The organism is Pedobacter heparinus (assembly GCF_032678725.1).
Taxonomy (GTDB): Bacteria; Bacteroidota; Bacteroidia; order Sphingobacteriales; family Sphingobacteriaceae; genus Pedobacter; species Pedobacter heparinus_A.
This window is the reverse complement of the sequence record NZ_JAVTSC010000013.1, coordinates 1-24183: the sequence shown is the minus strand read 5'-3', so window position 1 is coordinate 24183 and position 24183 is coordinate 1. Positions and strand designations below refer to the sequence as shown.

Genomic DNA, 24183 nt, shown 5'->3' with positions numbered 1-24183 from the left:
TTGTTAAAATGAAACCTCGAGACCGAATACAAATGTTCTTGGAGTTGGATATGCTCCGAGATATACACCAGTAATATTGTTATTGGCATCCGTTGGGGCCTCCGGAGATGGGCCACTAAACTTGCTCAGGTAAAGCAAATTGCTTCCGGTAGCATATACCCTTGTATTTGAAAGGATCTTGCTCTTCGCTATCAGGTTTTTGGGTAAAGTGTAGGAAAGGGTAATTTCCCTTAAAGCCAGGTAATCTCCTTTTTCATAGAACCTTGAATTGTTACCATTAACAACCGTTGCAGCATTGTTTGCCCTGGTGTAATTTTGTTTTGAACCTACAACCTGATCGGCAAAATATACTTTTGGAATATCTGTATCAGGGTTTTGAGGTGTCCAGGATTGTTTCATTAATTCGATATAGTTAAATGTTCCCTGGTAGTTACCCATGGTTCTTGCTACCAAATCATTATAAATGGTATGTCCTGTTGCAAATTCAAACCTCGTATACAGAGAAATCCCTTTATAAGATGCATTTGCATTAAAGCCTCCTGTCCATTTAGGAACCATACTACCCAGGTAAACCTGATCTCTGGAATCAATGATGTTATCGCCGTTTACATCTTGCCAGTTCACATCTCCGGGGGTAATCCGTCCACCACTTCCGATTGGTAGATTTGGACCTGTAATGTTGGCGATTAAATCGGTCCTATTACCGGCAACTCTCGATACTTCATCGGCATCTCTGAAAATAGATACTTGTCTAAATCCATAAATATCACCCAGAGGTTTACCTTCCTGAATACCTCCAACCCAGACGACTTGACCCGTAGCCGGATCAAATACCTGAAGGCCACCCTGTCTGTTATTTTCATTGCCATTAAATGGAAGTTTGAGCACTTTACTCTTTACAAAACTGGCATTGGCTCCCAGGTTAAGGGTAAATCCCCCGGCAGTGTTTAGCACCCGGGCATTCACAGCCATTTCATAACCTCTGTTTTGTAAGGTACCAAGATTTGTTTTTAATGGCGGATAGCCAATGTAGGCAGGTAAATCAAGATTTGTTAACAGGTCTGAGGTTTTACGGCTGTAGTAATCAAACAATACCGTGATCCGATCATTTAATAAACCCATATCCAGACCCAGATCAATGGTTGCACTTTTTTCCCACCTTAAATCCTCATTGGGAAGTTGGGCGTGGTTGAATCCACCAACTCCGTCGTAATTTGCCGGCGAGCTGTAAACTCCCTGAACATCATACCTGCCTAAACCAGCAATATTTCCGTTTACACCATAACTTATTCTCGGTTTTAACGTTGATATGTAATTTTTTAAACCTGATTTTTGAAAAAACTCTTCCCTATGCACATTCCATCCTGCAGAAACACCCGGGAAATAACCCCATTGGTTTCCCTGGGGTAAACTGGAAACACCATCCGCCCTAAAAACTGCCGTAAATAAATATCTCTGCTCATAATCGTAGGCCAGCCTGCTCAATACAGAATTGATGCGGAATTGAGACCTGTCACTATAATTAGCTCTATTACCAGCAACGGTTACTGGAAAAACAGTAGAAGCATTTATAGTCGGGATTTCATCTGTTGGTGCATTCTGACCATACAGTTGCGCATTTAACATTTTGTTCGTAAACGTTTCGGCGCCCACCATAGCATTCAAATTGTGTTTCCCAAATTCTTTATTGTAGTTCAGGATACCATTAAATTGAGTTTGAAACTCCCTTCTCCTAAGATTAATGGCATCCCTGGTACTACTGCTAATGGTTTGGGGATTCGCAAAAATATTGGTATACAATTGCGTAGATTTTTGAAAAGACTGGTCCAACCTGTCAAAAAGATAAGCATTCCCTGTACCCTTGAAATAGAGTCCGGGAATAATATCCCATTTAACGGATCCATTTACGACCACTTTATTAACCTCATTCGTTCTGTCTAACCTGCCCAGCCAATACAAAGGATTACCGTCATTTGTACCATTTCCAGGATTAGGCTGTGTTTTTGCTTCATCAAGCCAGGGGTTGAAAGTAGGCCAGATGGCCAGACTTCTGTATATGGAATTTACTTCAGATCCGATTACTCCAATCTGGGATGAAGTAGAAAGGGTTACCCCACCAGCTACTTCTACACTTGGCTTTACTTTATAAGAACCGTTGATGTCGCCGGTATAGCGTTTATATTTAGAGCCGACAATCACCCCATCCTCGTTATAAGCATCAAAAGCGGCAAAATATTTTCCTTTTTCGTTTCCTCCACTCGCATTAATGTAATGGTCTTTGGTATATGTATTTCTGAACACTACATCTTCCACCTCACCCCCGTGATCTTTAAACATGATTTGTCCTCCGTAAGGATCATCTAAAATGTCCCAGCCCACGGGAAGCTGAGTAGTTCCAGAAATGTATGATCTGATGTCAAAGCTAGCCAGATCAGCCGCCCCAGTTAACAAGCCCAGCCCTCTGGAACTGTTTACCTGGGCAAGTGTCCTTGCGGCATTGAGGTAGCCTAAACGCGTGTAGTAGATATAATCTTTTGCCCCCATGTATTGATAACCTTCCCGTCTTTGATTGTACCCGCCCGTAAACTTGTAAGAAATCTGGGCAATCCCCGCCTTACCGGTTTTTGTGGTAATTAAAATTACCCCGTTATTTGCCCTTGCACCATAAATAGCTGTGGCAGAAGCATCTTTTAATACTTCGATGGATTCGATATTCTCGGAAGAAATATCATTATAATCACGAATTACCCCATCAACGATAACAAGTGGTCCTCCAGGACTGTTGATACTCGCTCCTCCCCGCAAGGTAATTGCAGGCCCTGCTCCTGGCTGCCCGCTTCTGGTTGACACCTGTACACCAGGGATTGACCCTTGTAAGGCGGTACCAAGATTGGCTCTTGGTGCATTGGCAAGCACTTCCTTATCTAATTTGGCAATAGAACTGGTGACGTTACGTCGATTTTGTGTGCCATAACCTATTACAACTACTTCATCAAGATTAGCAGCTGAGGATCTTAGCACTACCTTTAAATTCGTGTTGTTTCCTATTTTGACCTCCTGTGTTAAATAACCTACATAGGTAAAAACAAGCACATCATTTGCGCTAACATCTAAACTGAACTTACCGTTGATATCGGTTTGTGTTCCCAATTTGGTTCCTTTCAGCACCACGCTTACGCTGGGAATGGAAAGTCCATCATCTTCGCCGGAAACTGTTCCGGTTACCCTTTTGTTTTGTGCATATGCCCCTGTTGTTAGCAGCGATAATAGCAAAACAATTACTTTAAGATAAAATTGTTTCATATTTTTTATTGGTTAGGTTAAGTATTATGTATAACATAATAAATCTAAGGTACTAACTTTTATTTCTATAATGCAAGAAATTTTTACATTTTTTTTAGCCTATTTACTTATATACCATTATATTTGTTTGTATAAACAATTTCCGACACACAAATATATTATCATACATAATAATGGAAAGCATTACCGAACCATTTCAGCCACTAGATACGAGCTCTCTGGTTGACAAAGTAGAAGCAAACCTGGTACAGCTTCTTCAGGATAGAAAACTTAAAGTAGGAGATGTCATCCCTACCGAATTGGATTTGTCTAAAACATTGGGTGTAAGCAGAACCGTTACCAGGGAGGCCATATTGCGTTTAAGAATGATGGGACTGATAGAAACCAAGAAGAAAAAAGGGTCTGTCATCACCAGTCCTGATATTTTTGGCATCATGAGTAAAACCATGAATCCTCATGTGCTTGATCAGGATACGCTGAAAGGAATATTTGAGATCAGGCTTGCCCTTGAAATTGGAATGGCCGATTTCCTTTTCCAACGGATTACAAAAGAAGATATAGAAGAACTTAAGGAAATTGTAAAAAACGAACCTGATACTTCGCAGAACTATATTTTTCATACTGACCATGAAATCGAATTTCATGGAAAACTTTATGAAATTACTGGCAATGAAACACTAAAGACATTTCAAAAAATGTTGTTACCGGTATTTGACTATGTTCATAACAGCGGCTTACTTAAAAAACAGACACAGATACACAAATTTGTGTCGCATAAAGGTTTGGTGGATATCCTTGAAAATGGTTCTCCGGAACTCTTCAGGAATGCCATGCGAAACCACCTGGAAAACCATTTTGCCAGGTTGTTTGATTAGCACATGGTTAACTAAATCGTCGATAGTCTAATTTTTATATTATAATGATTTAACGATCATGAAGAAAAAAGGGAGTGATATTTAAATACCACTCCCTTTTTCTTTACCAGTCTTTATTTTGTCCCAAAGCAGGGTTCTCCACATTCGCAGCTCTTGGTATTGGTCTCAGATATTTTTTATCAGCCCAAGTCCTATTTACTACCCATTCTAAATTTTTATCGGGGTTTAAGCGATAGGTATTACTCAGTACAATTTTATAATAAGCACCTGAAGGATAAGCAGCATTATTGGTTACCACCAAGTCAGGTTTACTATCCAGGTTCAGGTCCATTTGCTGATCCAGTTGCGGTATATAAATACCCAGCCATGGTTTGGTTAACATTTCACCAAGTTTCCAACGCATGATGTCGTCATAACGAAAATCTTCCATCACCAGCTCAATTCCACGTTCGCGTCTCACCTCAAGAATCCATTTATCAGTGGTCTGGTTTAAATATAAGGCAGCCAGATATGGATCATATGTAGCAGGTGAAGCACCATTTACACCTGCCCTCTGCCTTAACAACCGAATGGTTGCATTCCATACCGTTTCATCCATTTGACCCAGTTCAGCTTTTGCTTCTGCATAATTCAGTAAAACTTCGCCATAGCGGATTACCGAAATGGAGTTGTAGCTGTTGGCACTTCCATCATGCCTATCATTATCTAAACTCCATTTAATGATCTGGTATCCGGTAAGTGTAACAGCAAAATTAGGCGCACTTGGGGTATTGGCAACACCAGATACGGTACGGGTATGGCCGGGAGTTTTGATAGTTTGCTTGAGTCTGTAATCCCTGTTTTGAACTTCATCGCTAAAGATAATCTGGTTATAATTTGCCTGATCGGTAAACCTGCTGCCATCCAGCTTCAAATAGGTATTGATAAACTGTTTAGTTAATGAAGTCCGTACTCCCGCAGATGCAGAATTAAAAATCCAGGTAGCATTGTGCCATCTCGATAAGGCATCGCTAAACACATTGGACAAGATGACTTCCTGGGTTTTAGGTGCCTCACTGATGAACAGGTTCCTGTATTGCGTTTGTACATCTGCAGTGACGTTTACCAGAGAATACTGGTTCTGGTCCATTACAGCCCTGGCAGATGTTGCTGCTTCATTCAATAAAGCTGTTGCACTGCTTTGTAAACCCAATTCAGTATGGTATTTTCTATAGGTTCCTTCAAATAACGCTACCCTGCTTTTAAATGCCAGTGCTACCCATTTGGTAACGGTACTGGAGCTAGGGCTTTTTGTAGCATTGCAATTGGCAGCAGCAAAGGTCAGGTCGGCTAAAATATTATCAATGACGACTTCTCGTTTATCACGTCCTTTGTAGAGGTCCGGATTGGTAGGATCTATCGTTTTATCATACCAGGGAACATCACCAAAAGTTTTCACCATATCAAAATAGAACCATGCACGCCAGAAACGGCCTACACCTTCATAATGATTTTTAACGGCATCGTTTACTTTTGCTTTAGAAAAGTTTTCTAAGAAATAATTGATATTTCTTAAACGTTGCCAAACGGTAATGGACCACCCACCCTGATCGTCAGGAGTAAACGCGCCTGCTAAAAATGTAGTTGAAGCCGTAGTGGCCACATTATCAGCAAAGTTATCCCCAAAGGTGATGTCGTCATTTGCAGGAATATTATTTTGGATAAAGCCATTGCTATACAACTCCAGATCTTTTTCGGTTTTAAAGAAGTTGTCCGCATTGATCTTGTCAAAGGGGTCTTTTTCCAGCACCTTTTTACAAGAACTGGTTACCATTACCGTAATCGATAACAATAATAAATATTTAAATGTCTTCATTTTCGTTATAGAGTTAAGTTAAGACCAAAAGTTATTGTTTTAAGCATAGGATAGCCATAGCCATCACCATCAACGCCGGACTCGGTCCTGAAATCGGCATCCCCGGCTCCGATGACTTCCGGATCAAAGTTTTTATTTACTTTAAATAAATTAGAGAAAGTAAATAGATTTTCTCCTGTGACGTACAACTTAATGACCTGTAAACCGAGTTTTTTACTCACTGTTTGAGGCATACTATAATTAACAGTGATGTTCTTTACCCTTAGATAAGAAATGTCCTGCATAAACCGATCATTGGGCAGTGACATCGGACCTACGGTCCTGTTGGCTAAATAAGCCCGGTATCTTGGCCAGTAAGCATTGGAATTTTGGTTTTCTTCTGTCCAGATATTATCACCGGTATGCTCCTTAAGCAAGAATGCATAAGGACGGTTGTATTGGCCCCAGAAATACCCTGATTCAACTGCCGGATACCAATTGCGCTTACCAACGCCTTGTAAAAATGCACTGATGCCAAAATTGTTCCAGTTTGCATTCAGGTTGATACCATACTGGAAACGCGGAGTAGTATTTCCTATGATTTCGAGGTCACCATGGTTATTTAGGGTTTGATTACCACGATCTATCTTACCATCACCATTGATATCTGCAAATTTCAAATCTCCAGGCATAGAAATACGGGTATTTGACAAGTTAAAGAAGGTTTGATCTACATGACTGTTGATATCAGCCTGGTCTTTAAATAAGCCCAATACTCTGAAACCCCAGATTTCGCCTAACTTTTGTCCTTCATAATAAACTGGCGCAGCTGCTGTACCATTGATCAGCCCCGTTTGGTTATAAAACTTGGTGATGGTCGTTTCATTATCCCAAAGGAGACCTTTAACCCCCCATCTGAATGGTTTACCTCCTACATCAAACGAATCTGACCAACCCAAGGTCAATTCCCATCCCTTAGTTTTCATGTCGGCGTTATTTCCTTTAGGAGAAGCCGAGCCCAAAGCGGCCGGTAGGTTTGGTCCAACAGTATACATATCTGTCGTATATTTCTGGTAGTATTCGAAAACAAATTCCAGTCTGTTATTGAAGGCATTGAAATCCAGCCCTGCATTATAGGTAGTTGATTTTTCCCAGGTAAGGCCGGTAGGAACCAGGTTTGGCACTCCTGTATAACTTTGCTGAGATCCATTGATAACAACCGTGGTTTTTTTGATGTCCAATGTAGAAAGATAAGAATATGGATCTACCAATCCATTACCAAGACTTCCAATGGAGCCCCTCAGTTTAAGCTGGTTGATCCATGTAGCATCTTTCAGGAAATTTTCTTTTGAGATGTTCCAACCCAGTGATGCAGAAGGGAAAAAGCCCCATTGCTGATCAGTTGGGAATTTCGAAGTTCCATCATAACGTCCGCTAAGCTCCAATAAATATTTGCTTTTGTAACTGTAATTGGCACGAAAGAAAGCACCCAGAAAGCCCCACTCATATCCTCCACCAGCAGTGGTATAAAATGTCCCGTCCATTAGCGAGAAGCTAGGCAGCTCAGGATACAATAACCCCCTTCTGTAGGTTTGCTGAGTCTTATAGGTCTTATCCTCCATGTTACCACCCACCATTACTTTCATATAATGGTCGGCACCAATATTAGGAGTGTAGTCTAAAGTCAAGTTCGTAGCGATATAATCCGTATCGTACCTCCAGTTCTCAAGTGAGCTATAAGTATTGCGGGTACCGGTAATAGCCGGACCGTTATTAAACTGGTACATATTTTCTACACGGTCACGATCTGCCCTGGTCATGGCATAAGTAAAATCACCCCTTAATGTCAATACATCAGGAAGTATGCGTACATCTACATTGGTACGGTTTCGAATGGTATTCTCATTATTTAACTGGTAAGAAGTGCCTTCTACAAAACCTGCCCAACCGATATATACAGAAGCTTCCGTCCAGGTCCCATCAGGATTTTTTTCAAGGGTTACCGGATAGGCCTGCTGCTCTACCTGTCTTGGGATCAGCTGCCTGTCGTACATCACCATTGGCTGATGGAACTTTTCTTTGGATACATCCAGGTTATTGCCTATGGTAAGCCACGGTTTTACTTTCAGCTCGCCCTTGGCCCTGATGTTATACTGCCTGAAGTTTTCATTACCTGCATTATAAATCCCATCCTGGTCAAATAACCTCCCCGATAAATAGAAGTTTGCTTTATCATTACCACCTGAAACATTGAGGTTATGCTGTTGCGAGCCATTGTTCTTTTTGTAAATGATTTTATCCCAGTCTGTATTTCCAAAATATTCATACTGACCTGAAGAATTTACTCTTACCCGGTCTAAAGTAGGATCTGCTGCCCTGCGCTGCAATTCTTCATACCAGGCATTGTTAAATCTAAACACATTGTTGATGCCATTCGGATCAACACCAAGTGCACCCCTGTAGGATTTCAAAAAGGCATTTGTCCAGGTTAATCCATCTGTCACCACATCGGGAACTACTGTTCTTGAATTGCTGGACATACTGCCATTATAATTGATCCGTATATCTGACTGGCCAGCTTTTTTTGTGGTAACCAAAATTACCCCAAACGCGCCTCTGGCACCATATACTGCTGCTGAGGATGCATCTTTCAATACGGAAATGGTTTCGATATCTGCCGGATTCACTGCATCCAGACTACCTTCAGCACCATCGATCAACACCAGTGCACTACCACCAGAACCTATACTGTTGGAAACACCACGAATAACCGGAACAGCACCTCTGGAGGGTTTACCATCACCAGGCAACACATTCACACCAGGCATCATACCTTGTAATGATTTTACGGCATTAGGCGTGACACGACCTTCAAGGTCTTTTGCGGATACCGTGCTCACTGCACCTGTAATATTAGCTCTTTTTTGTGAGCCATAACCGACCACTACAACCTCGTCTAATTTAGAAGAGGAAACGGCCAATGTAACTTTTAATGTTGAAGTGTTGCCAACTATAATATTCTGGCTTTCAAAACCAGAATAACTGATGACCAGGGTCTGGCCGGCTTTTGCAGCTATGGAAAAACGTCCGTTACCATCGGCAACTGCACCGATATTGGTGTTTAATACCCGGATTGTCGCACCAGGTAAGGGTTTGTTTTCTGCATCTACCACCTGCCCCGAAATGGTTTGTTGCTGCAATTCAATAATTACAGAACTGCTTTCCATTCGTAAAGACCAATCCGGACTTGCGAAAACATCATTAGGAATTGCAAGTACAAGAATAGCCAGGTACAGCTTGGTCTTTTTGCTTTGAAAGAGTGGTCCGCGGAAAGCGAACGAGTTTTTACATTTAGGAGGCCGGTTAATCCCTGGATTCCAAATGTTTGTCAGTACACTTAACTTCATAATTTTATTTGGTTTATAATGGTTAACTATTTGTTTAATCGTTTAAACATTTATTCAAAAGAAAGCCTTAACTAGGTGCTTATGGCTATGTTGAATGAGCTCATCCGGGCAGGTAATTGAAACTTTCCAGTTCAGCGACCTGATAATTTGGGCATGCGCCATTTTTGGTGGTGATAAATCCAGCAACACAGGAAGCAAAACTTAAACTTTCCACTATAGAAAATCCGCTCAGACGTTTTGCAAGAAAAGCAGCCAGAAATGAATCTCCACTGCCAACTGTATCTTTAACTTCTACAGCAAAAGCAGATTGATGGTAAACTTCATTTTGATGATAGAATACTGAACCTTCCCCCCCTTTTGTTACCAGTATTTCGTCAATCTTAAATTTTGACTGCAGTAATTTAACCCGCTCTTTTTCAGTAAGCGGGCCACTATGATACCAATCAGTGAGCAGAAACAGTTCCTGAGTATTCAGTTTAAGCAGATTTGCCATGCCCAGCAAGGGCTCCATAATGTTCTTGTTATAATGTGGTGCTCTGAGATTGACATCCAAAACACGGTATCGGGAACGATCGATCAGTTGTAATAAAGTATTTCTCGTGACTTCATTCCGGCTGGCTAAACTGCCAAATACGATGGCATCTGACTGCTCCACCAATACATCAAATGATGCATGGTGTTCCATAAAATCCCAGGCTACCGGAAACACAATATCATATTCTGCTTCATGCGTAGCCGTAATGTTAACCTCAACTGTAGAAGTTTTGTTCAACCGGTCAACCTGACAGTACTGCACATCAATTGCTAAACCGGCTAATACATCAATTAAATCCCGTCCGTCCTGATCATCTCCAACCCGGCTGATCAGCGTGCCTTTAATACCCAGTTTATTGAGGTGATAAGCGACATTCATCGGAGCTCCTCCCGGTTTCCTTCCGGATGGAAGGTTATCCCATAAAACTTCTCCGAAGCAAATTACATTAATATCTTTTTTCTGATTATTGTTCATGTTTACAAATGGTGATTTGAGCGTTTAGTATTTATCCAGTGTCTCTATCATCTTTACTATACCGGAAGACCGCAAGCCCCTGATAACGGAAAGATACAATTCGGTGAAACGTGTATAACTGACCAGATTTCCAAAAATATTATCCATTTTAATAAAGGCGAGTTCGTCGGATTCCAAGGATGCTTTTGCGTTCGCGATCAAAGTGGAACGCATTTCATCCTGTACCTCATCAGCATAACCTTCAGTATCCGCCAGTTCCAGGTACCTGCACCAGGAGGCAATCATCAATACGCACTTCCTGATTTCACCTCCATTTTCGAGTTGTTCAAGTAGTGTAGGAATGATAAATTTGGGAATCTTTGCTGAGCTTTCCGAGAAAATACGCGTCAGTTGATCCTGGATATGTGGATTGGCAAATCTTTGCATAAGTATGGTTTTGTATACTTCGATATCAATACCTGGAACCGGATCTAAAACCGGACTTGCTTCCTTATCTAAAAAACCGCGCACAAAATTATAATACAAATCATCTGAAATGGTTTCATTTACAAAACGATAACCATTTAAATAGCCGGTAAAGCCCAGTGAGACATGTCCGCCGTTCACCAATCTGATTTTCATTTTCTCATAGGGATCAACTTCATCTACAAATTGTGCACCGACCTTTTCCCATGCAGGTCTGCCGGCAATAAAATCGTCTGCTATGATCCATTGACAAAAGGGTTCACAAACCACCGGCCATTCGTCAGCGATCGAAAAATTTTCGCTAAGACTTGCTATATCAGCAATTGCTGTTACAGGTGTGATCCTGTCTACCATGCTGTTCGGAAATGAAACATGCTTTTGTACCCAGCCACTGAGTTCGGGCTCGGCCAGCGCGATATAGGCCATGAGCATTTTTTTTAAGACGGCACCATTGTGTTGTATGTTGTCGCATGACTGAAGCGTTAGTACTCCTGTTCCATTTTCTTTCCGCAACTTTAAAGCCTGGGTAAGGTATCCGAAAATGGTTTTTGGCTGTTCAGGATTATAAAGATCCCACTGAATTCCTGCAGTATCAGCCATAAATTCGCCGCTGTCGGGATGGAAATTATACCCTCCTTCTGTAATGGTAAGCGTAATGATCCTGACCCCCGGGTCTGCCATCTTTTTGATCACAGCAGCTGGGTTGAGGGGGGCAAACAGATACTCCACGATAGACCCTATCACCCTTGCATGCTTGCGACCGTCTTGTTCGGTTATCATTAAGGTATATAAACCATCTTGCCTGGCCAGTACATCATATATTTTCTTATCGGTTTCGAGCAGGGCAATCCCGCAAATACCCCAGTCATCAGCCCCATGACTTTGAAGCAGCTCATCCGTATAATAAGCCTGGTGTGCCCTGTGAAATCCTCCTATTCCAACGTGTACAATTCCGGTTTTTACCTTGGAACGGTCATACGTAGGGATTTTTACATTTTCAGGGACTGAAGAAAGATTTAATGCATTTAATTCTATAATATTATCCATATTCATTCCTGTTTATTTATCCTGAAATCTTTGCAGCAGTACGGCGAAGATGATGATCAGACCTTTGATCACCTGCTGTGAATATGCTGCGATATCTAAAAGATTCATGACATTTCCCATCATTCCTACGATGAGCACGCCAAGAAAAGTATTAATTGCTGATCCTCTGCCACCTGCAAGACTGGTACCACCTATAACAACAGTAGCGATCACATCTAACTCCAGCCCGACACCTAAATTTGGTGAACCTACTGATGTTCTTGCGGTACTGATGAGGCCTGCAATAGCAGCCAGGCCTCCGGTGATGGCATATACTGAGAATTTATAGACAGAAACTTTCAAACCTGACAAACGTACAGCTTCTTCGTTACTGCCAAGTGCGATGAGCACACGGCCAAATACATTGTATTTTAACAGAACAGATGTAGCTGCAAAAACGACAAAAAGAATTACTGCAGGATTGGGGATGCCCAGTAGGTTTTCACTTCCAAAATCTGTTAATGCCGTTGCATTTTCAGCAACCATAACCGGTGCTCCTTTTGAAAAAATAAAACCAAGCCCCCTCACAATCGTCATTAAAGCAAGTGTAGCTATGAATGGAGCCATCTTTTGGAAGGAAACCAGATAGCCGGATAGGCTACCCACCATTATCCCGCAAGCTAAAGACGCAACAATGGCCAGCGGCAATGGCATCATGTGGGTAAATAAAGCGCTCAATACGCCTACCATGGCTACAACCGAGCCCACCGAAAGATCTATTCCTCCCGTTAAGATGACAAGTAACATGCCCATGCTGATGATGCCGACTGGTGCAACCTGACGGATTAAATTTGCTAGATTGTTCGCGGTAAAAAACGCATCTGACACCAATGCAGAAACAATCAGCATGAGGAGAAAGATGACGAGTGTATTATATTTTATGATTAGATGAAGTGGATTTTTTAAACTGGTGCTCATTTTATAATGTTTTTATATTTCGGTTATATGAATTGCTCAATGTGATGCTCCGATGGAGAGCCGAAGTATAACTTCTTCGCTGAAATCTTCCTTATCCAGCAGCCCCTGGATTTGTCCTTCTCTCATCACCAGGATCCGGTCACAAATTCCCATGAGCTCAGCCGTTTCAGAAGATATAATTATGCTGGCTACACCATCGGCAGAGAGTTCATTGATGATGTTGTAGATTTCAACTTTGGCACCAACATCAACACCGCGGGTAGGCTCGTCAATAATCATAATAGTGCAATCACGATTGAGCCATTTGGCCAGGGCCACTTTTTGCTGATTCCCTCCGCTTAACTTCCCGGTTTGCACGTTACTTCCCGGCGCTTTAATTTTTAGTTTTTGAATCATTTCATCAGCAACCGAATTTTCTTTTCCTTGATGAATAAAGCCAAATGCATTAGACACTGCCGATAAATTTGTTAAGTTGATGTTATCCTTAATGGAAAGGGAAAGAATGACCCCATGCTGTTTTCTGTCTTCAGGTACCATCCCCAAACCTTGCTTTACGGCATCCCTGGGTGATTTAAATGTAGTTTTACGATCAGCAACATATACTGAGCCTGATTTTTTTTTGTCCGCAGCAAATATGGCCCTGACCGTCTCCGTTCTTCCGCTACCTACCAGGCCGGCTATGCCCAGCACTTCTCCTTTACGGACCACAAAAGATACATTATTTACTTTTTCAGCACTGCAAACGGATTTTACCTGGAGAATTTCCGCTCCAATGGAATGGTTCCGGACCGGGAACATGGCATTTAAGGAGCGGCCAAGCATCATATTAATAATGGTCGCTTTATCCGTTTGTGACACCAGTAGGCTTTCACTGGAAGTACCGTCTTTTAATACAGTCACCCTATCTGCAATCTGAAATATTTCACTCAAGTGATGTGAGATGTAAATGATAGCAACGCCTTCTTTTTTTAGCTTTTGTAAGGTCTCAAATAATTTTTGAACTTCCGCCAGCCCCAATACCGCTGAAGGCTCGTCCAGTATCAGCACCTTTACATTATCGGAAAGGGCTTTGGCAATCTCTACAATTTGTTGCTGGGCAATGCTCAGGTTAAAGACTTTAAGGCCCGGATCAATGCTGAACCCAATACCTTCAATTAAAGCCAAAGCTTCACGCTTCATTTTGCTCAACTTTAGCCAGGACCCATTTCTATTCAACTGGTTTAAAAATACATTCTCGGCCACTGAAAGTTCAGGGACCAAAGAAAACTCCTGATATATAATCCCAATGCCCAGCTGTTTGCTGTCATGCGTATTCCTGATTAACGCTTCTTCGCCGTTTATCAGAATTTTTCCATTATCCATCTGATAGGCACCGGAAAGAATTTTCATCAAGGTAGATTTCCCGGCACCATTCTCCCCCATCAATGCATGGATTTCTCCTGGCAAAGCTTTCAAAGTCACGTCTTTTAAAGCAGTGATTCCTCCAAATGATTTGGAAATATTCTTCAATTCAACACTTTTTATAGCGCTTTGATTCCCCATCATAACCAACTAAATTTGAATGCCATCATCTTTAAAATATCGCTTTTGGATCATAAAACTGCCCAACACTTTCTTTAGTAATCAATTTAGCTGGTGTATATATGGTTTTCGCCTGGTGTTTTTCTCCATTTAAATGTTTTACTGCTGACTGCACTACCAGTTTTCCAAGTTCTGATGGGCTATTCAACGCAGTGGCACCAAATTTCCCATCCCTGATCAGTTCAAGTGCTTCTTTTTGTCCATCGAATGCCGCAACAAGTATATTTGCAGATTTTCCTGCTTCGTTAATGGCTTTTTGTGCACCCATAGCCATGGCATCATTTTCTGCCAGCAGTACATTAACATCCGGGTGTGCTACCAGAATATCCTCCATTGCTTTCAAGCCCCCGCTATTGGACCAGTTGCCCCAGCCTTGTGCAACGATCTGAAAATCTGTATTTCCTTGTTTTCTCAATTGGGTCTCTGCTAAACCACGGATAAATCCAAGGCGTTTTTCCATACCTACCGGATTGCCTTGTGCACCAGAAATTATGGCTGCTTTGATTTTGGTATTGCCTATCTTATTGACTACCCACTCACCTACTAAATCTCCGTTACCTTGGTTATTAGCTAAAACAGAAGTAATATAATCTGCCTTATCCTCAATAAAGCTGTCTACCACAAATACTGGAATACCTGATTTTGCTGCAGCATTAATAGCTGGTATAAGTGCCTTTGGATCTAATGGATTAATGATCAATACCTGCACCCCCTTGGCAATAAGGTCTTCTACTGCTGTTACTTGTTTTGCGATATCGCCCTGTCCATCAACGGAGATGAATTTCATGCCGTAACCTTCTGCATTTTTTTGAATGGATTGTGATAAAGCAACATAAAACGGCGCATTGAGTGACGGTGTACAATAACCAACTTTGATGTTTGATAAGTCAGTTTTACTTTCAACATCGGCTGTTTGGTTTTGTTGTCCATTAGTTTCGGCCTTCTTAGAGTTGCAGCCGGTTACAGTAAGCAGCATCACCAGAACCGCTAAAAACATACAATTGTAAGTATGATTTTTACTGCATTTTTTAAATTTGTTCGTATTCATAATGGTTTTGTTTAGTATTGTTTATTTTATTATTTCATGTCAATCATCACTTTCAAAACTTTGTCGGCTTCCTGATCAATCATTTTGTAAGCAGCTAAAAATCCCTCAGCCGGGAAATGATTGGTGATCAGTGCTGATGTATTGATCCTGTTTTCAGCGATGTATTTAATAGCTTCTACGTAATCTTCCTGTTTATACATCATGCTTCCAAAAAGGTTCAGCTCGTGTTCTCCTACAAATCCCATATCTACAACCGGATGCTGTTCATACACACCAATAATTACTATAGATCCGCCATTTTCTATATTTCCAACAAGGGCGTTTAATGCACTTTGTGCGCCAACGGCCTCAAAGCCTATCTGAAAACCGGCTGCACCGAAAGTACGCGAAACGGCATCCGAAAACTTTTCGGTTTTTAAATTAGCGACCTCATGGACACCACATATACCGGCAATACCTAATCTAAAATCACTAAAATCAGTAATTAATACTTTAGCAGCACCTCTTGCTACTGCAAATTGGGCCACAAGGTTGCCAATGGTACCAGCACCTGAAACCACAACGTTTTTACCAGTCAGATCAGCTACTCTGTTTGTAGCATGGGCTGCAACAGCTGCGGGCTCAACCAGGGCTCCCTGTTCATAGCTCAGCTCCTCAGGCAGGGGCAGAATTCGCTCTTCTGTAACAATAAAATATTCTGACGCACAACCGGGTGCCTGAAAGCCTTGTACTTTAAGTTGCTGACATACATTGTACTGCCCCCTTTTGCAAGGATTACATTGGCCACAAACCAATTGCGGCCTTGCGGTCGCCTTCATCCCCGGTTTTACCTTTGTAACGGCATTGCCAACTTTAATCACTTTGCCACTATATTCATGCCCCTGAACCACAGGATAGGAAGTAAAAGGATGTTTGCCATGATAAACATGAATATCCGACCCACAGATGCCTATTCTTTGTATTTCCAATAAAACCTCATTATCTTTTAAATCTCCGGGAACTGCCACATCCAGAGTTTCAATCTTTCCGGGCTCTGTCATTAAGTATTGTTTCATTTCGATCATTTAATTTCTATATATTAAGCCATTCTTGGATCGCTGTAACCTTCTTCTCCGCTCTCGATCCGTCCAGCAAAACCTTGCATAAAGTCAGGAAAACCCAAAGTTTTAACTGTAAAATCGTACCAGTTGCAACTATTTTTGAGTTCTAAAACCAGTTTCTTTCCAGCCTTGGGTTTTAAATCAATCCTGTAGGAGTTCTTGTCGTAACCCTGATCTTCAATATGAAGAGAATAGATTTCTGATGAAAGATTGGCCATTTCCAGCACCAGGTTGCCTGATGGCATATTTTTATCATTCACTTCAGGTTTGCAAGTGATATGCAGTTCCGGATTTTTAGCATTCCCCAAAAATTCCCTGTAAAATCCATTGGGTCCGTTTACCCGAAGATGATATTGCTGATTTGCAAAGGCATTGATGGGCCATGAATATTTAATCTGATCTCCAGGTATCACCGCGAACCACCAGTTGCGACAAACTTCATAACCATTTCCCAGTTCGTTCTGATAAGCGACTGGTGCGTAGACCGTAAACGGACTTCCCGCAGCGCGTGCTTTAAAAAATTCTTTTCCAGCACCAAAATCTATCACGAATTCCTTTTTATTTTCACTTAACTGACCATTTACGTTAAGTTCATACGGCAATGCGCAGGACTTTCGGACTCCCGGCTCCTGTTTGAGCATCGCCTTGGCCGCTGCAGGGTCTTGTTTAAACTTTGCATTGTATATGTTCTCTACAAAGATATTTCTGTTTATAAATGGCAATTTTTCGAGTGGTTTGTCATTGTAAGGCGTAAATACGGATGTCAGATCGCCGCAAATGGTTCTTCTCCACTTACTGATATTGTCCAAATGGATTTTCTTTCCAAACTTTAGGTTCATAAAAGTTTCCAGGAATTGCAAAGTTGAGGTGTGATCAAATACTTCAGAGCATACCTTCCCACCCCTTGTCCATGGAGAGGCAATGAGCATTGGAACCCTAAAGCCCAAGCCTATTGGCGCTTCTCTAGCTTCTTTAACAGATACGCCTTGTTTTAATTCATTGTTGAGCCGTACATGCTCTGATTCTGTATCTATACCCGCAGAACATTTTCCGGTTTCCGGTTTACGGTTATCTGGAATGGAAAATGGAGGAATATGATCAAAATAACCATCATTTTCATCGTAGGTTAAAATGAAAATGGTCTTTTTCCAGACCTCTGGATTTTCTGTTAAAATATCCATCACCTCAGATACATACCATGCACCATACCAGGGAGCGCTGGGATGGTCAGAAAAATTCTGAGGGCTTGCGAGCCAGGAAACTGTAGGTAATTGATTTGCCTTTACATCTGCCCGGAAACGATGCAGAATGTCCCCTTTCGGCAGTTCCGTTTCATTCTCACTGCCCTGATAATTATATTGCAGGGTTGTTATGGAACGGTAATCCGGATCCCCATCGTTCACCACAAAGGCTTTAACATACAGTTCTTTGGTTTTATCAGGTAACTGATCAAAACTTTCTTTGCTCCACCTTGTGTATTCGGATTTCGCACTGTCCAGAGCAGCCTGTTTATTTTGGATATTCGCTAAAATTCTTTTCTGAACTACGGTGCTGGAAACCTTTTCCTGCTGTAGTTTAGCAATCAATTCCGGTAGTTCAATCATTCTTTTTTGCAGGCCTTCCACGTATTTAGCTGTAAATTTTACCTGATACGCAGCAAAAAATTCCAGCACATTCCCCCCAAAGTTAGCCAGCCAGGCTCTTTCTGTATTGGCAAAACCGCCTCCGCAGCTTAAAGCGTTCTGATAAAACTTCCAGGAGATATTGTTTTCTTCCAGCAATTCAGGAAAAGTAGTCCAGGGATTTCCGGCGAGGCTAAAATCAGTATTCCGAATATGGGCCTTGTCTGTTCCATCTACTGCATGCGTAACTTTACCAGTCCAGAAAAAAGATCTGTTAGGTGTTGTGCTGGTCATCGCAGAACTGTAATTCTGGTCGCAAATGGTAAAGGCATCAGCCATTGCGTAATGAAAAGGAAGATCCTCCCGTGTGTACTGTCCGAGCGTTAAAGGTATATTTTCATATTTTTTGTTACTGGATTTTTTTACATCCAGCCATTTATCATATTTACCTGCATTATAGGCGTCTACCTGATTTGACCTGGAATGGGGCAAGTCACCTATCCAGGTTACTTTAGTTTCCTGAAGGTTTAAACGAAAAGGAACATGAGTTTCTCCGATGGCATTGGTCTGCATCCATACAGGCTTTTTATCTGGAAGGAAAATCGCCCTGGGATCGTTAAGCCCCCTTACGCCACTTAAAGTTCCGAAACAATGATCGAAAGATCTGTTTTCCTGCATCAGAATAACAATATGTTCTGCATCCAAAAAGGTGCTCCCTAAAGTAGGATTAATGGCTAAAGCACGTTCAATAGAAGACGGAAGCACCATTGCTAAACCAGCGCCGCCAGACAAAAGCATTGCTTTTTTTAAAAAATCTCTTCTGGAATTCATCTTTCTAATTTTTGGACAAGTTCAATCCCAGAAATAAAGACGGATAATCTGTCTCTACAATATCCGGTTTCTTTGCCAGCTCTTCAAGGTAACCTTTTTTTCGCTGTTGATCTGTTTTTGCCCTGTCCTTTGTTGGACCCACAGCAATCATACACATCACTCCATTATTGTGCAGCAATTTGTACACTTCCTGTTGATCGGGTTCCATGGAATAACCCACATAAGCCATAATCCTGTTCCATGGAATGCCAGAATTTTGATAAGCATTGTAATCATCCATATTGTTAATGCCGACGCAAAACATAACGTTATCATTTCGTTCAAAATAAAACAACGCCTCTTTCAAACTCCGTACACTTAGTATGATGTTTGCATAATTTGTTTCCTTAAGCAGCTTTGAATAGATTTCCCATGGTATCTGCTTGTTGTCAAAATTAAAAATGGTCTTATCTTTTCCCCATTTCAGCATCGCCATAAGGGTTGGTATCTTATAACTGGTCATTTTCTTATCTCTGTCTTTCAGGAAAAAGGTCTGAAGTTCGGCATAGGTATGATCAGCAACCTTTCCTTTCCCATTTGTAGTTCTGTCAATTGTTTCATCATGCATCAGTACAATTACGCTATCTTTTGTTAAACGTGGGTCAATCTCAAAAAAAGACGGCATTAATGAGAGCGTTTTTTCGCAAGACTCGATACAGTTTTCGGGAAAACCAGGCATCATACCCCCACGGTGCCCGCTAATTATTATCGGATTGTCTTTTTTATAGGTAAAGTATTGTTGCAGTTCCTTTAAATTTTTGACTACAACCTTATTTAATTTTTGAGCTGTTGAAACCTGCGAAATACCTAGCGATAAAGCCGTGAACAGGATTGCTGAAAAAATATTTTTTACATTCATTGTTACAGATGATTAGTTTAATGGTTTTGTGAAAAATGTGCTGCTATCTTACTTTTCATGAATTTAAGGCTGCCCACAGCCAGAGATTCTGCATTATATTTTGAAGGACGCCAAAGTGATGTCAGCGCAGACATCCCCGGTACTGCCGAAGAAAAATTTTCAAGGACCAGGTCGCCTGAATAATTAATTTTAGCCAGAGCCCTGAAAAAATCATCCCATTGCACATTTCCTTCGCCGAGCATTCCTCTGTCACTTTCCGTCATGTGGATATATTTAAGCTGCCCGCCTGCAGCGATTACGGGATCGTAGAAACCATTTTCTTCGATATTCATGTGAAAGGTATCTAACATCAATCCCAGAGCAGGGCAGTCAATTTCAGCGATCAATTCTATCACTTCTCTGGCTGAGGTTAAGAGATACGTCTCGTACCTGTTGATGGGTTCAATTCCAATGGTGATTCTCCTGCTAAACGCATAACCTCCTACTGATTTTAAAACATCCCTCAGCACTTCAATCTCGCCAGCGTTTCGAGGCGCGCCTGTAAAACATCCGATAGCGGAATAAAGCACGCCTCCAAGGTAATTCCCACCCATTTCCTCAACAAAATCTATCGAATTGCAAATTAAGCGCAAAGCCTTATCAGGATGTATTGGAAGGTGATGATCAGCCGGCAGTATCAATGAGTAGGTAGCATCAAGTCCATGGGCCATCAGGTCTTCCTTTATCATTTTAACATCCAGTTCTAAAGTAGCCGGCAGTGATATTTCCAGCAGATCAAATCCGCAGGCAGCTGTTTTTTGTATGGCATACCGGCCGTTTTCCGGTGTCCATCGCGAAATCCATGAAAGCATGGAAGCTCCAAACCTAATCATACTTATAGTTATAAATGGTTAATTATCTCTATTGTTTATCGATGGTTTAATCGTTTAAACAAATTGTTTATTTTTTTTTAACTTATTTCAGGTACAGCCATAGATGATTCATGAATCATTAATGCCGCGTCCAAAACCACATTTGTATTTTTACTTCCCTCAGCGATAGCTTTCAGTAACATTTCAACCGAGGTCCTTCCTATTTCATATAATGGTTGCTTAACATAGCTTAACGGACAATGAAATAAATTGTAAGCATTATCTTCATCAAAACAGACAATAGCCAACTCATCAGGTACTTTTATTTTTAAGCTTTGCAGATAAGCCAACCCTTCAATAGCCAGATTATTAGAGCCAAAAAACAAAGCATCTATGGCTTCGCTTTTATTCAGCAATTCATCTATACGTAATTTAACTTCAGTTTTAATTGCCTTTTCATCGACCGTCCTAAAATTTTCATCCAGGTCTTCAGCTTTAAATTGCGCCAAGGCTTCCTTGTATCCACGCACCCGTTCCTGCAAATGGAAAAGTCCGGTATTAAAGTTTATCATTCCAATTCTTCGGTACCCATTTGAGATCAAATGAGTAACTGCATCATACGCAGCCTTATAATTATTTAAGATGACACGATCAACATCAAGTTCAGGGAAATATCTGTCTATCAACACGAAAGGAACACCTTGTTTTTTCAATAAAAGCAATTGTTTTTCTGAATTTTCAGCTGGTGCAATGATAAAGCCATCCACTTGTCTGCTTAACAAAACATTGATGAGATCCTGGGACTTTTTATAACTCTCATCAGCACTTCCAAATATCACCGTATACTTGCTTTTTTTTGCTTCATCCTCAATGATCCTCGCGATATTTGCTGAAAAAGGATTAGATATATCTGCTACAATAAGACCAATGGTGTTGGTTTTATTGTTTTTCAGACTTTTCGCGATATGATTTGGCTGATAATTAAGCGCTTCAGCAAGTTGTCTGATCTTTTCGGCAGTTTCTTTATTTATCCTGTCTTCAAGTTGATTATTTAGTACATAGGAAACCAATGCAGTAGATACGCCTAGTTTTTGAGCGATATCTTTCATTGATACTTTCCTTTTCATCAGCTACCTGGTTAGAGTTAAAATAAATAAGAAGACTAAGGTATGTTTAATCGATTAAATAACAAAATAAATATTAAAATAATCGAAAAACTTGTCATTACATCTAAATCCGGTATTGTTTTAACGCCTGTGATCTAAAATTTCCCTGGCTTCCTTATCTCCGAATTTATTGATCTGGCTATCCAGTTCTTTAACAAGCTTCCTGGTAATTTCGTCATAACCTTTTTTACCATAAATGTTGTTCATTTCCCTGGGGTCATTCTGCAAGTCGTAGAGTTCCCAACCTTCAACCTTTTTATAGAAACGGATCAGCTTATATCTTTTGGTTCTGATTCCAAAATGGGGCGATACCGAATGTTCTCCATTTTCATAGTAATGATAAAACATGACATCCCGCCCTTTAACAGTTTTATCTTTAAATGGTCTAAGGATTGATTTACCCTGCATTTCCAATGGCACTTTCAGCTTTGCAGCCTCCAGTAAGGTTGGCGCAATATCCAGGTTCATTACAAAATTATCGGATCGGGTTCCGGGTTTAATCACTCCCGGGTACCTCATTACCATTGGTGTTCTAAATGACTCCTCGTACATAAATCGCTTGTCAAACCAGCCATGCTCTCCAAGATAGAAACCCTGGTCTGAAAGATAAATTACCAGGGTATTTTCTGTTAAATGATGCTGGTCAAGATAATTCAGCATCCGGCCAATATTCCGGTCCAATGCCGCAGCAGTATTCATATAATCTTTCATATAGCGTTGGTATTTCCATTCCACCAATGCTTTTCCAGATAGATTTCTTGTTTTTAAATCTGCTTCGATTGGTTGATAATACGCATCAAATTTAGCGCGTTGTGCAGGGTTCATCCTATTTACTGCGCCCTCACCGTTTTTGCTGTAAGAAAGCATTTTTAAATCATAGCCCATCAGCATGGTTTTATCAATGCTCATGTCCTGAAGTCTTGCTGCCTCCCTGTTTTTATAATCATCGTAAAAATTTGCGGGCAATGGAAACTGAACCTGATCATACCTCCCCATATCTGTAGTATCAGGCAGCCAGGTCCGGTGGGTAGCTTTATGGCCTACAACCAGGCAGAATGGTTTTGAAGTATCCCTTGAATCCAGCCATTGTTCAGCATCATCCTCAATGATGTTCGTAATATATCCTTCTTTACGGGTAGTTTTTCCATCTATGCCGATAAAATCAGGATTATAATATTGTCCCTGACCGGGCACAACACTATAATAATCAAAGCCCTGGAGCTTACTGCCAAGATGTAATTTTCCAATCCAGGCGGTTTGATAGCCGCCCGCCTGCAGATGCTTTGCAAAATTGTCCTGATTGTGGTCAAAATCAGCAGAAACATTATCTTTAAATCCATTGATATGACTGTATTTTCCGGTAAGGATCACAGCCCTGCTTGGACCGCAGATGGAGTTGGTTACGTAGGCCTTATTAAATATAGCCCCTTCTTTAGCAATACGGTCAATACTGGGTGTTTGCACCAGTTTATTTCCATAAGCGCTGATGGCCTGAAAGGCGTGATCATCAGAAACGATAACAATTATATTCGGCTTTTTTACCGTTGCTTTTTTGTGCTGAGCCTGTATAGTCGCGTAAATACCGAAATGTACGACCAGCACGAAAAACAGCCTCTTTATGAATTTCATTTGATTATTTTTCTGAATGTATAATTTCCATAGCTAATTTAGCTTTTAAAAGGGGTAAAAGCAATCAGTTCAATGTGAATTAAAATCCACTATCACCTAAGGCAAATGTCTGCTTCCTGTCCTTCCATTTCCCTTTGGTAAAATCAGGAAATTGCTGAGGCATGTTGCCTTCTTTTAAAGATTTAGTAGATAACGGTGTAATTACGCTCATCGTTACAGAATCATATACATCAATAGGAGTTTGTTTTTTCTGTTTTACCGCCTGTATAAAACCATTAAATACGAACCAGTCCATACCACCATGTCCGGCACCAACAGCTTCTTTTTCATATTTTTTCCATAACGGGTGATCGTATTTTTCAAACCATGCATTCACCGGTTCCCACGCATCATGGTTTTTAGCCTGTTTTTCGATATAAATAGATTTGTTTACATCCATCCAGATCCCACCAGTTCCCTGTACTCTAAATCCCAATGAATAAGGCCGTGGCAAGTGCGTATCATGACTTAACAAAACTGTCTCCCCATTGGCACAATTGATCATCGTTGTGGTTACATCG

The 24183-nt window shown here is 41.0% G+C and carries 15 protein-coding genes and 1 pseudogene; 1 reads left to right on the top strand and 15 read right to left on the bottom strand.

The genetic code is table 11. The annotated features are described in order from the left end of the window. Positions 1 to 3: 3 nt before the first annotated feature. Positions 4 to 3303: a TonB-dependent receptor gene (locus tag R2Q85_RS18455; protein WP_316813264.1), complete on the bottom strand. Its 3300-nt coding sequence runs from the start codon at positions 3301 to 3303 to the stop codon at positions 4 to 6. A gap of 173 nt (positions 3304 to 3476) precedes the next feature. Here R2Q85_RS18455 and R2Q85_RS18450 point away from each other — a divergent pair, with 173 nt between their 5' ends. Further along, entirely contained in the window at positions 3477 to 4178 is a 702-nt protein-coding gene (locus tag R2Q85_RS18450) for a FadR/GntR family transcriptional regulator (protein ID WP_316813263.1), read from the top strand. Positions 4179 to 4281: 103 nt separating this feature from the next. On the opposite strand, the gene R2Q85_RS18445 is transcribed toward R2Q85_RS18450, so the two are convergent. The 14 genes and pseudogenes from R2Q85_RS18445 to R2Q85_RS18380 all read right to left on the bottom strand — a co-directional run. Then, complete coding sequence (locus R2Q85_RS18445) at positions 4282 to 6033, bottom strand: RagB/SusD family nutrient uptake outer membrane protein (RefSeq protein WP_316813262.1); 1752 nt, start codon at positions 6031 to 6033, stop codon at positions 4282 to 4284. A 5-nt stretch (positions 6034 to 6038) separates the two neighbouring features. Further along, a complete protein-coding gene (locus tag R2Q85_RS18440) occupies positions 6039 to 9419 on the bottom strand; it encodes a TonB-dependent receptor (RefSeq protein WP_316813261.1) in 3381 nt (1126 codons plus the stop codon). A 100-nt stretch (positions 9420 to 9519) separates the two neighbouring features. After that, positions 9520 to 10428 carry a carbohydrate kinase gene (locus R2Q85_RS18435; RefSeq protein ID WP_316813260.1) on the bottom strand — a complete coding sequence of 303 codons (909 nt, stop codon included), beginning with the start codon at positions 10426 to 10428 and terminating at the stop codon, positions 9520 to 9522. A 24-nt stretch (positions 10429 to 10452) separates the two neighbouring features. After that, a complete protein-coding gene (locus tag R2Q85_RS18430; RefSeq protein WP_316813259.1) occupies positions 10453 to 11940 on the bottom strand; it encodes a mannitol dehydrogenase family protein in 1488 nt (495 codons plus the stop codon). Positions 11941 to 11952: 12 nt separating this feature from the next. Then, positions 11953 to 12897 carry an ABC transporter permease gene (locus tag R2Q85_RS18425; RefSeq protein ID WP_316813258.1) on the bottom strand — a complete coding sequence of 315 codons (945 nt, stop codon included), beginning with the start codon at positions 12895 to 12897 and terminating at the stop codon, positions 11953 to 11955. Between the two features lie 36 nt (positions 12898 to 12933). Beyond that, positions 12934 to 14442 carry a sugar ABC transporter ATP-binding protein gene (locus R2Q85_RS18420; protein ID WP_316813257.1) on the bottom strand — a complete coding sequence of 503 codons (1509 nt, stop codon included), beginning with the start codon at positions 14440 to 14442 and terminating at the stop codon, positions 12934 to 12936. 28 nt (positions 14443 to 14470) lie between these two features. Continuing rightward, entirely contained in the window at positions 14471 to 15526 is a 1056-nt protein-coding gene (locus R2Q85_RS18415) for a substrate-binding domain-containing protein (protein WP_316813256.1), read from the bottom strand. Positions 15527 to 15555: 29 nt separating this feature from the next. Further along, a complete protein-coding gene (locus tag R2Q85_RS18410; protein WP_316813255.1) occupies positions 15556 to 16581 on the bottom strand; it encodes a zinc-dependent alcohol dehydrogenase in 1026 nt (341 codons plus the stop codon). 23 nt (positions 16582 to 16604) lie between these two features. Next, a complete protein-coding gene (locus tag R2Q85_RS18405) occupies positions 16605 to 19079 on the bottom strand; it encodes a phosphocholine-specific phospholipase C (RefSeq protein ID WP_316813254.1) in 2475 nt (824 codons plus the stop codon). Between the two features lie 4 nt (positions 19080 to 19083). Beyond that, a complete protein-coding gene (locus tag R2Q85_RS18400) occupies positions 19084 to 19977 on the bottom strand; it encodes a glycerophosphodiester phosphodiesterase family protein (protein WP_316813253.1) in 894 nt (297 codons plus the stop codon). A gap of 17 nt (positions 19978 to 19994) precedes the next feature. Continuing rightward, entirely contained in the window at positions 19995 to 20849 is an 855-nt protein-coding gene (locus R2Q85_RS18395) for a sugar phosphate isomerase/epimerase family protein (RefSeq protein WP_316813252.1), read from the bottom strand. A 77-nt stretch (positions 20850 to 20926) separates the two neighbouring features. Continuing rightward, entirely contained in the window at positions 20927 to 21955 is a 1029-nt protein-coding gene (locus R2Q85_RS18390) for a LacI family DNA-binding transcriptional regulator (protein ID WP_316813251.1), read from the bottom strand. A gap of 120 nt (positions 21956 to 22075) precedes the next feature. Then, entirely contained in the window at positions 22076 to 23623 is a 1548-nt protein-coding gene (locus R2Q85_RS18385; RefSeq protein ID WP_316813250.1) for a sulfatase, read from the bottom strand. 79 nt (positions 23624 to 23702) lie between these two features. Then, positions 23703 to 24183 (bottom strand): annotated as a pseudogene (locus R2Q85_RS18380) (gfo/Idh/MocA family oxidoreductase); the annotation flags it as partial.

Bases quoted from the DNA above. Each gene is read 5' to 3' on its own strand.
- R2Q85_RS18455 (WP_316813264.1), bottom strand. From the start codon at position 3,303: ATGAAACAATTTTATCTTAAAGTAATTGTTTTGCTATTATCGCTGCTA.
- R2Q85_RS18450 (WP_316813263.1), top strand. From the start codon at position 3,477: ATGGAAAGCATTACCGAACCATTTCAGCCACTAGATACGAGCTCTCTG.
- R2Q85_RS18445 (WP_316813262.1), bottom strand. From the start codon at position 6,033: ATGAAGACATTTAAATATTTATTATTGTTATCGATTACGGTAATGGTA.
- R2Q85_RS18440 (WP_316813261.1), bottom strand. From the start codon at position 9,419: ATGAAGTTAAGTGTACTGACAAACATTTGGAATCCAGGGATTAACCGG.
- R2Q85_RS18435 (WP_316813260.1), bottom strand. From the start codon at position 10,428: ATGAACAATAATCAGAAAAAAGATATTAATGTAATTTGCTTCGGAGAA.
- R2Q85_RS18430 (WP_316813259.1), bottom strand. From the start codon at position 11,940: ATGGATAATATTATAGAATTAAATGCATTAAATCTTTCTTCAGTCCCT.
- R2Q85_RS18425 (WP_316813258.1), bottom strand. From the start codon at position 12,897: ATGAGCACCAGTTTAAAAAATCCACTTCATCTAATCATAAAATATAAT.
- R2Q85_RS18420 (WP_316813257.1), bottom strand. From the start codon at position 14,442: ATGATGGGGAATCAAAGCGCTATAAAAAGTGTTGAATTGAAGAATATT.
- R2Q85_RS18415 (WP_316813256.1), bottom strand. From the start codon at position 15,526: ATGAATACGAACAAATTTAAAAAATGCAGTAAAAATCATACTTACAAT.
- R2Q85_RS18410 (WP_316813255.1), bottom strand. From the start codon at position 16,581: ATGAAACAATACTTAATGACAGAGCCCGGAAAGATTGAAACTCTGGAT.
- R2Q85_RS18405 (WP_316813254.1), bottom strand. From the start codon at position 19,079: ATGAATTCCAGAAGAGATTTTTTAAAAAAAGCAATGCTTTTGTCTGGC.
- R2Q85_RS18400 (WP_316813253.1), bottom strand. From the start codon at position 19,977: ATGAATGTAAAAAATATTTTTTCAGCAATCCTGTTCACGGCTTTATCG.
- R2Q85_RS18395 (WP_316813252.1), bottom strand. From the start codon at position 20,849: ATGATTAGGTTTGGAGCTTCCATGCTTTCATGGATTTCGCGATGGACA.
- R2Q85_RS18390 (WP_316813251.1), bottom strand. From the start codon at position 21,955: ATGAAAAGGAAAGTATCAATGAAAGATATCGCTCAAAAACTAGGCGTA.
- R2Q85_RS18385 (WP_316813250.1), bottom strand. From the start codon at position 23,623: ATGAAATTCATAAAGAGGCTGTTTTTCGTGCTGGTCGTACATTTCGGT.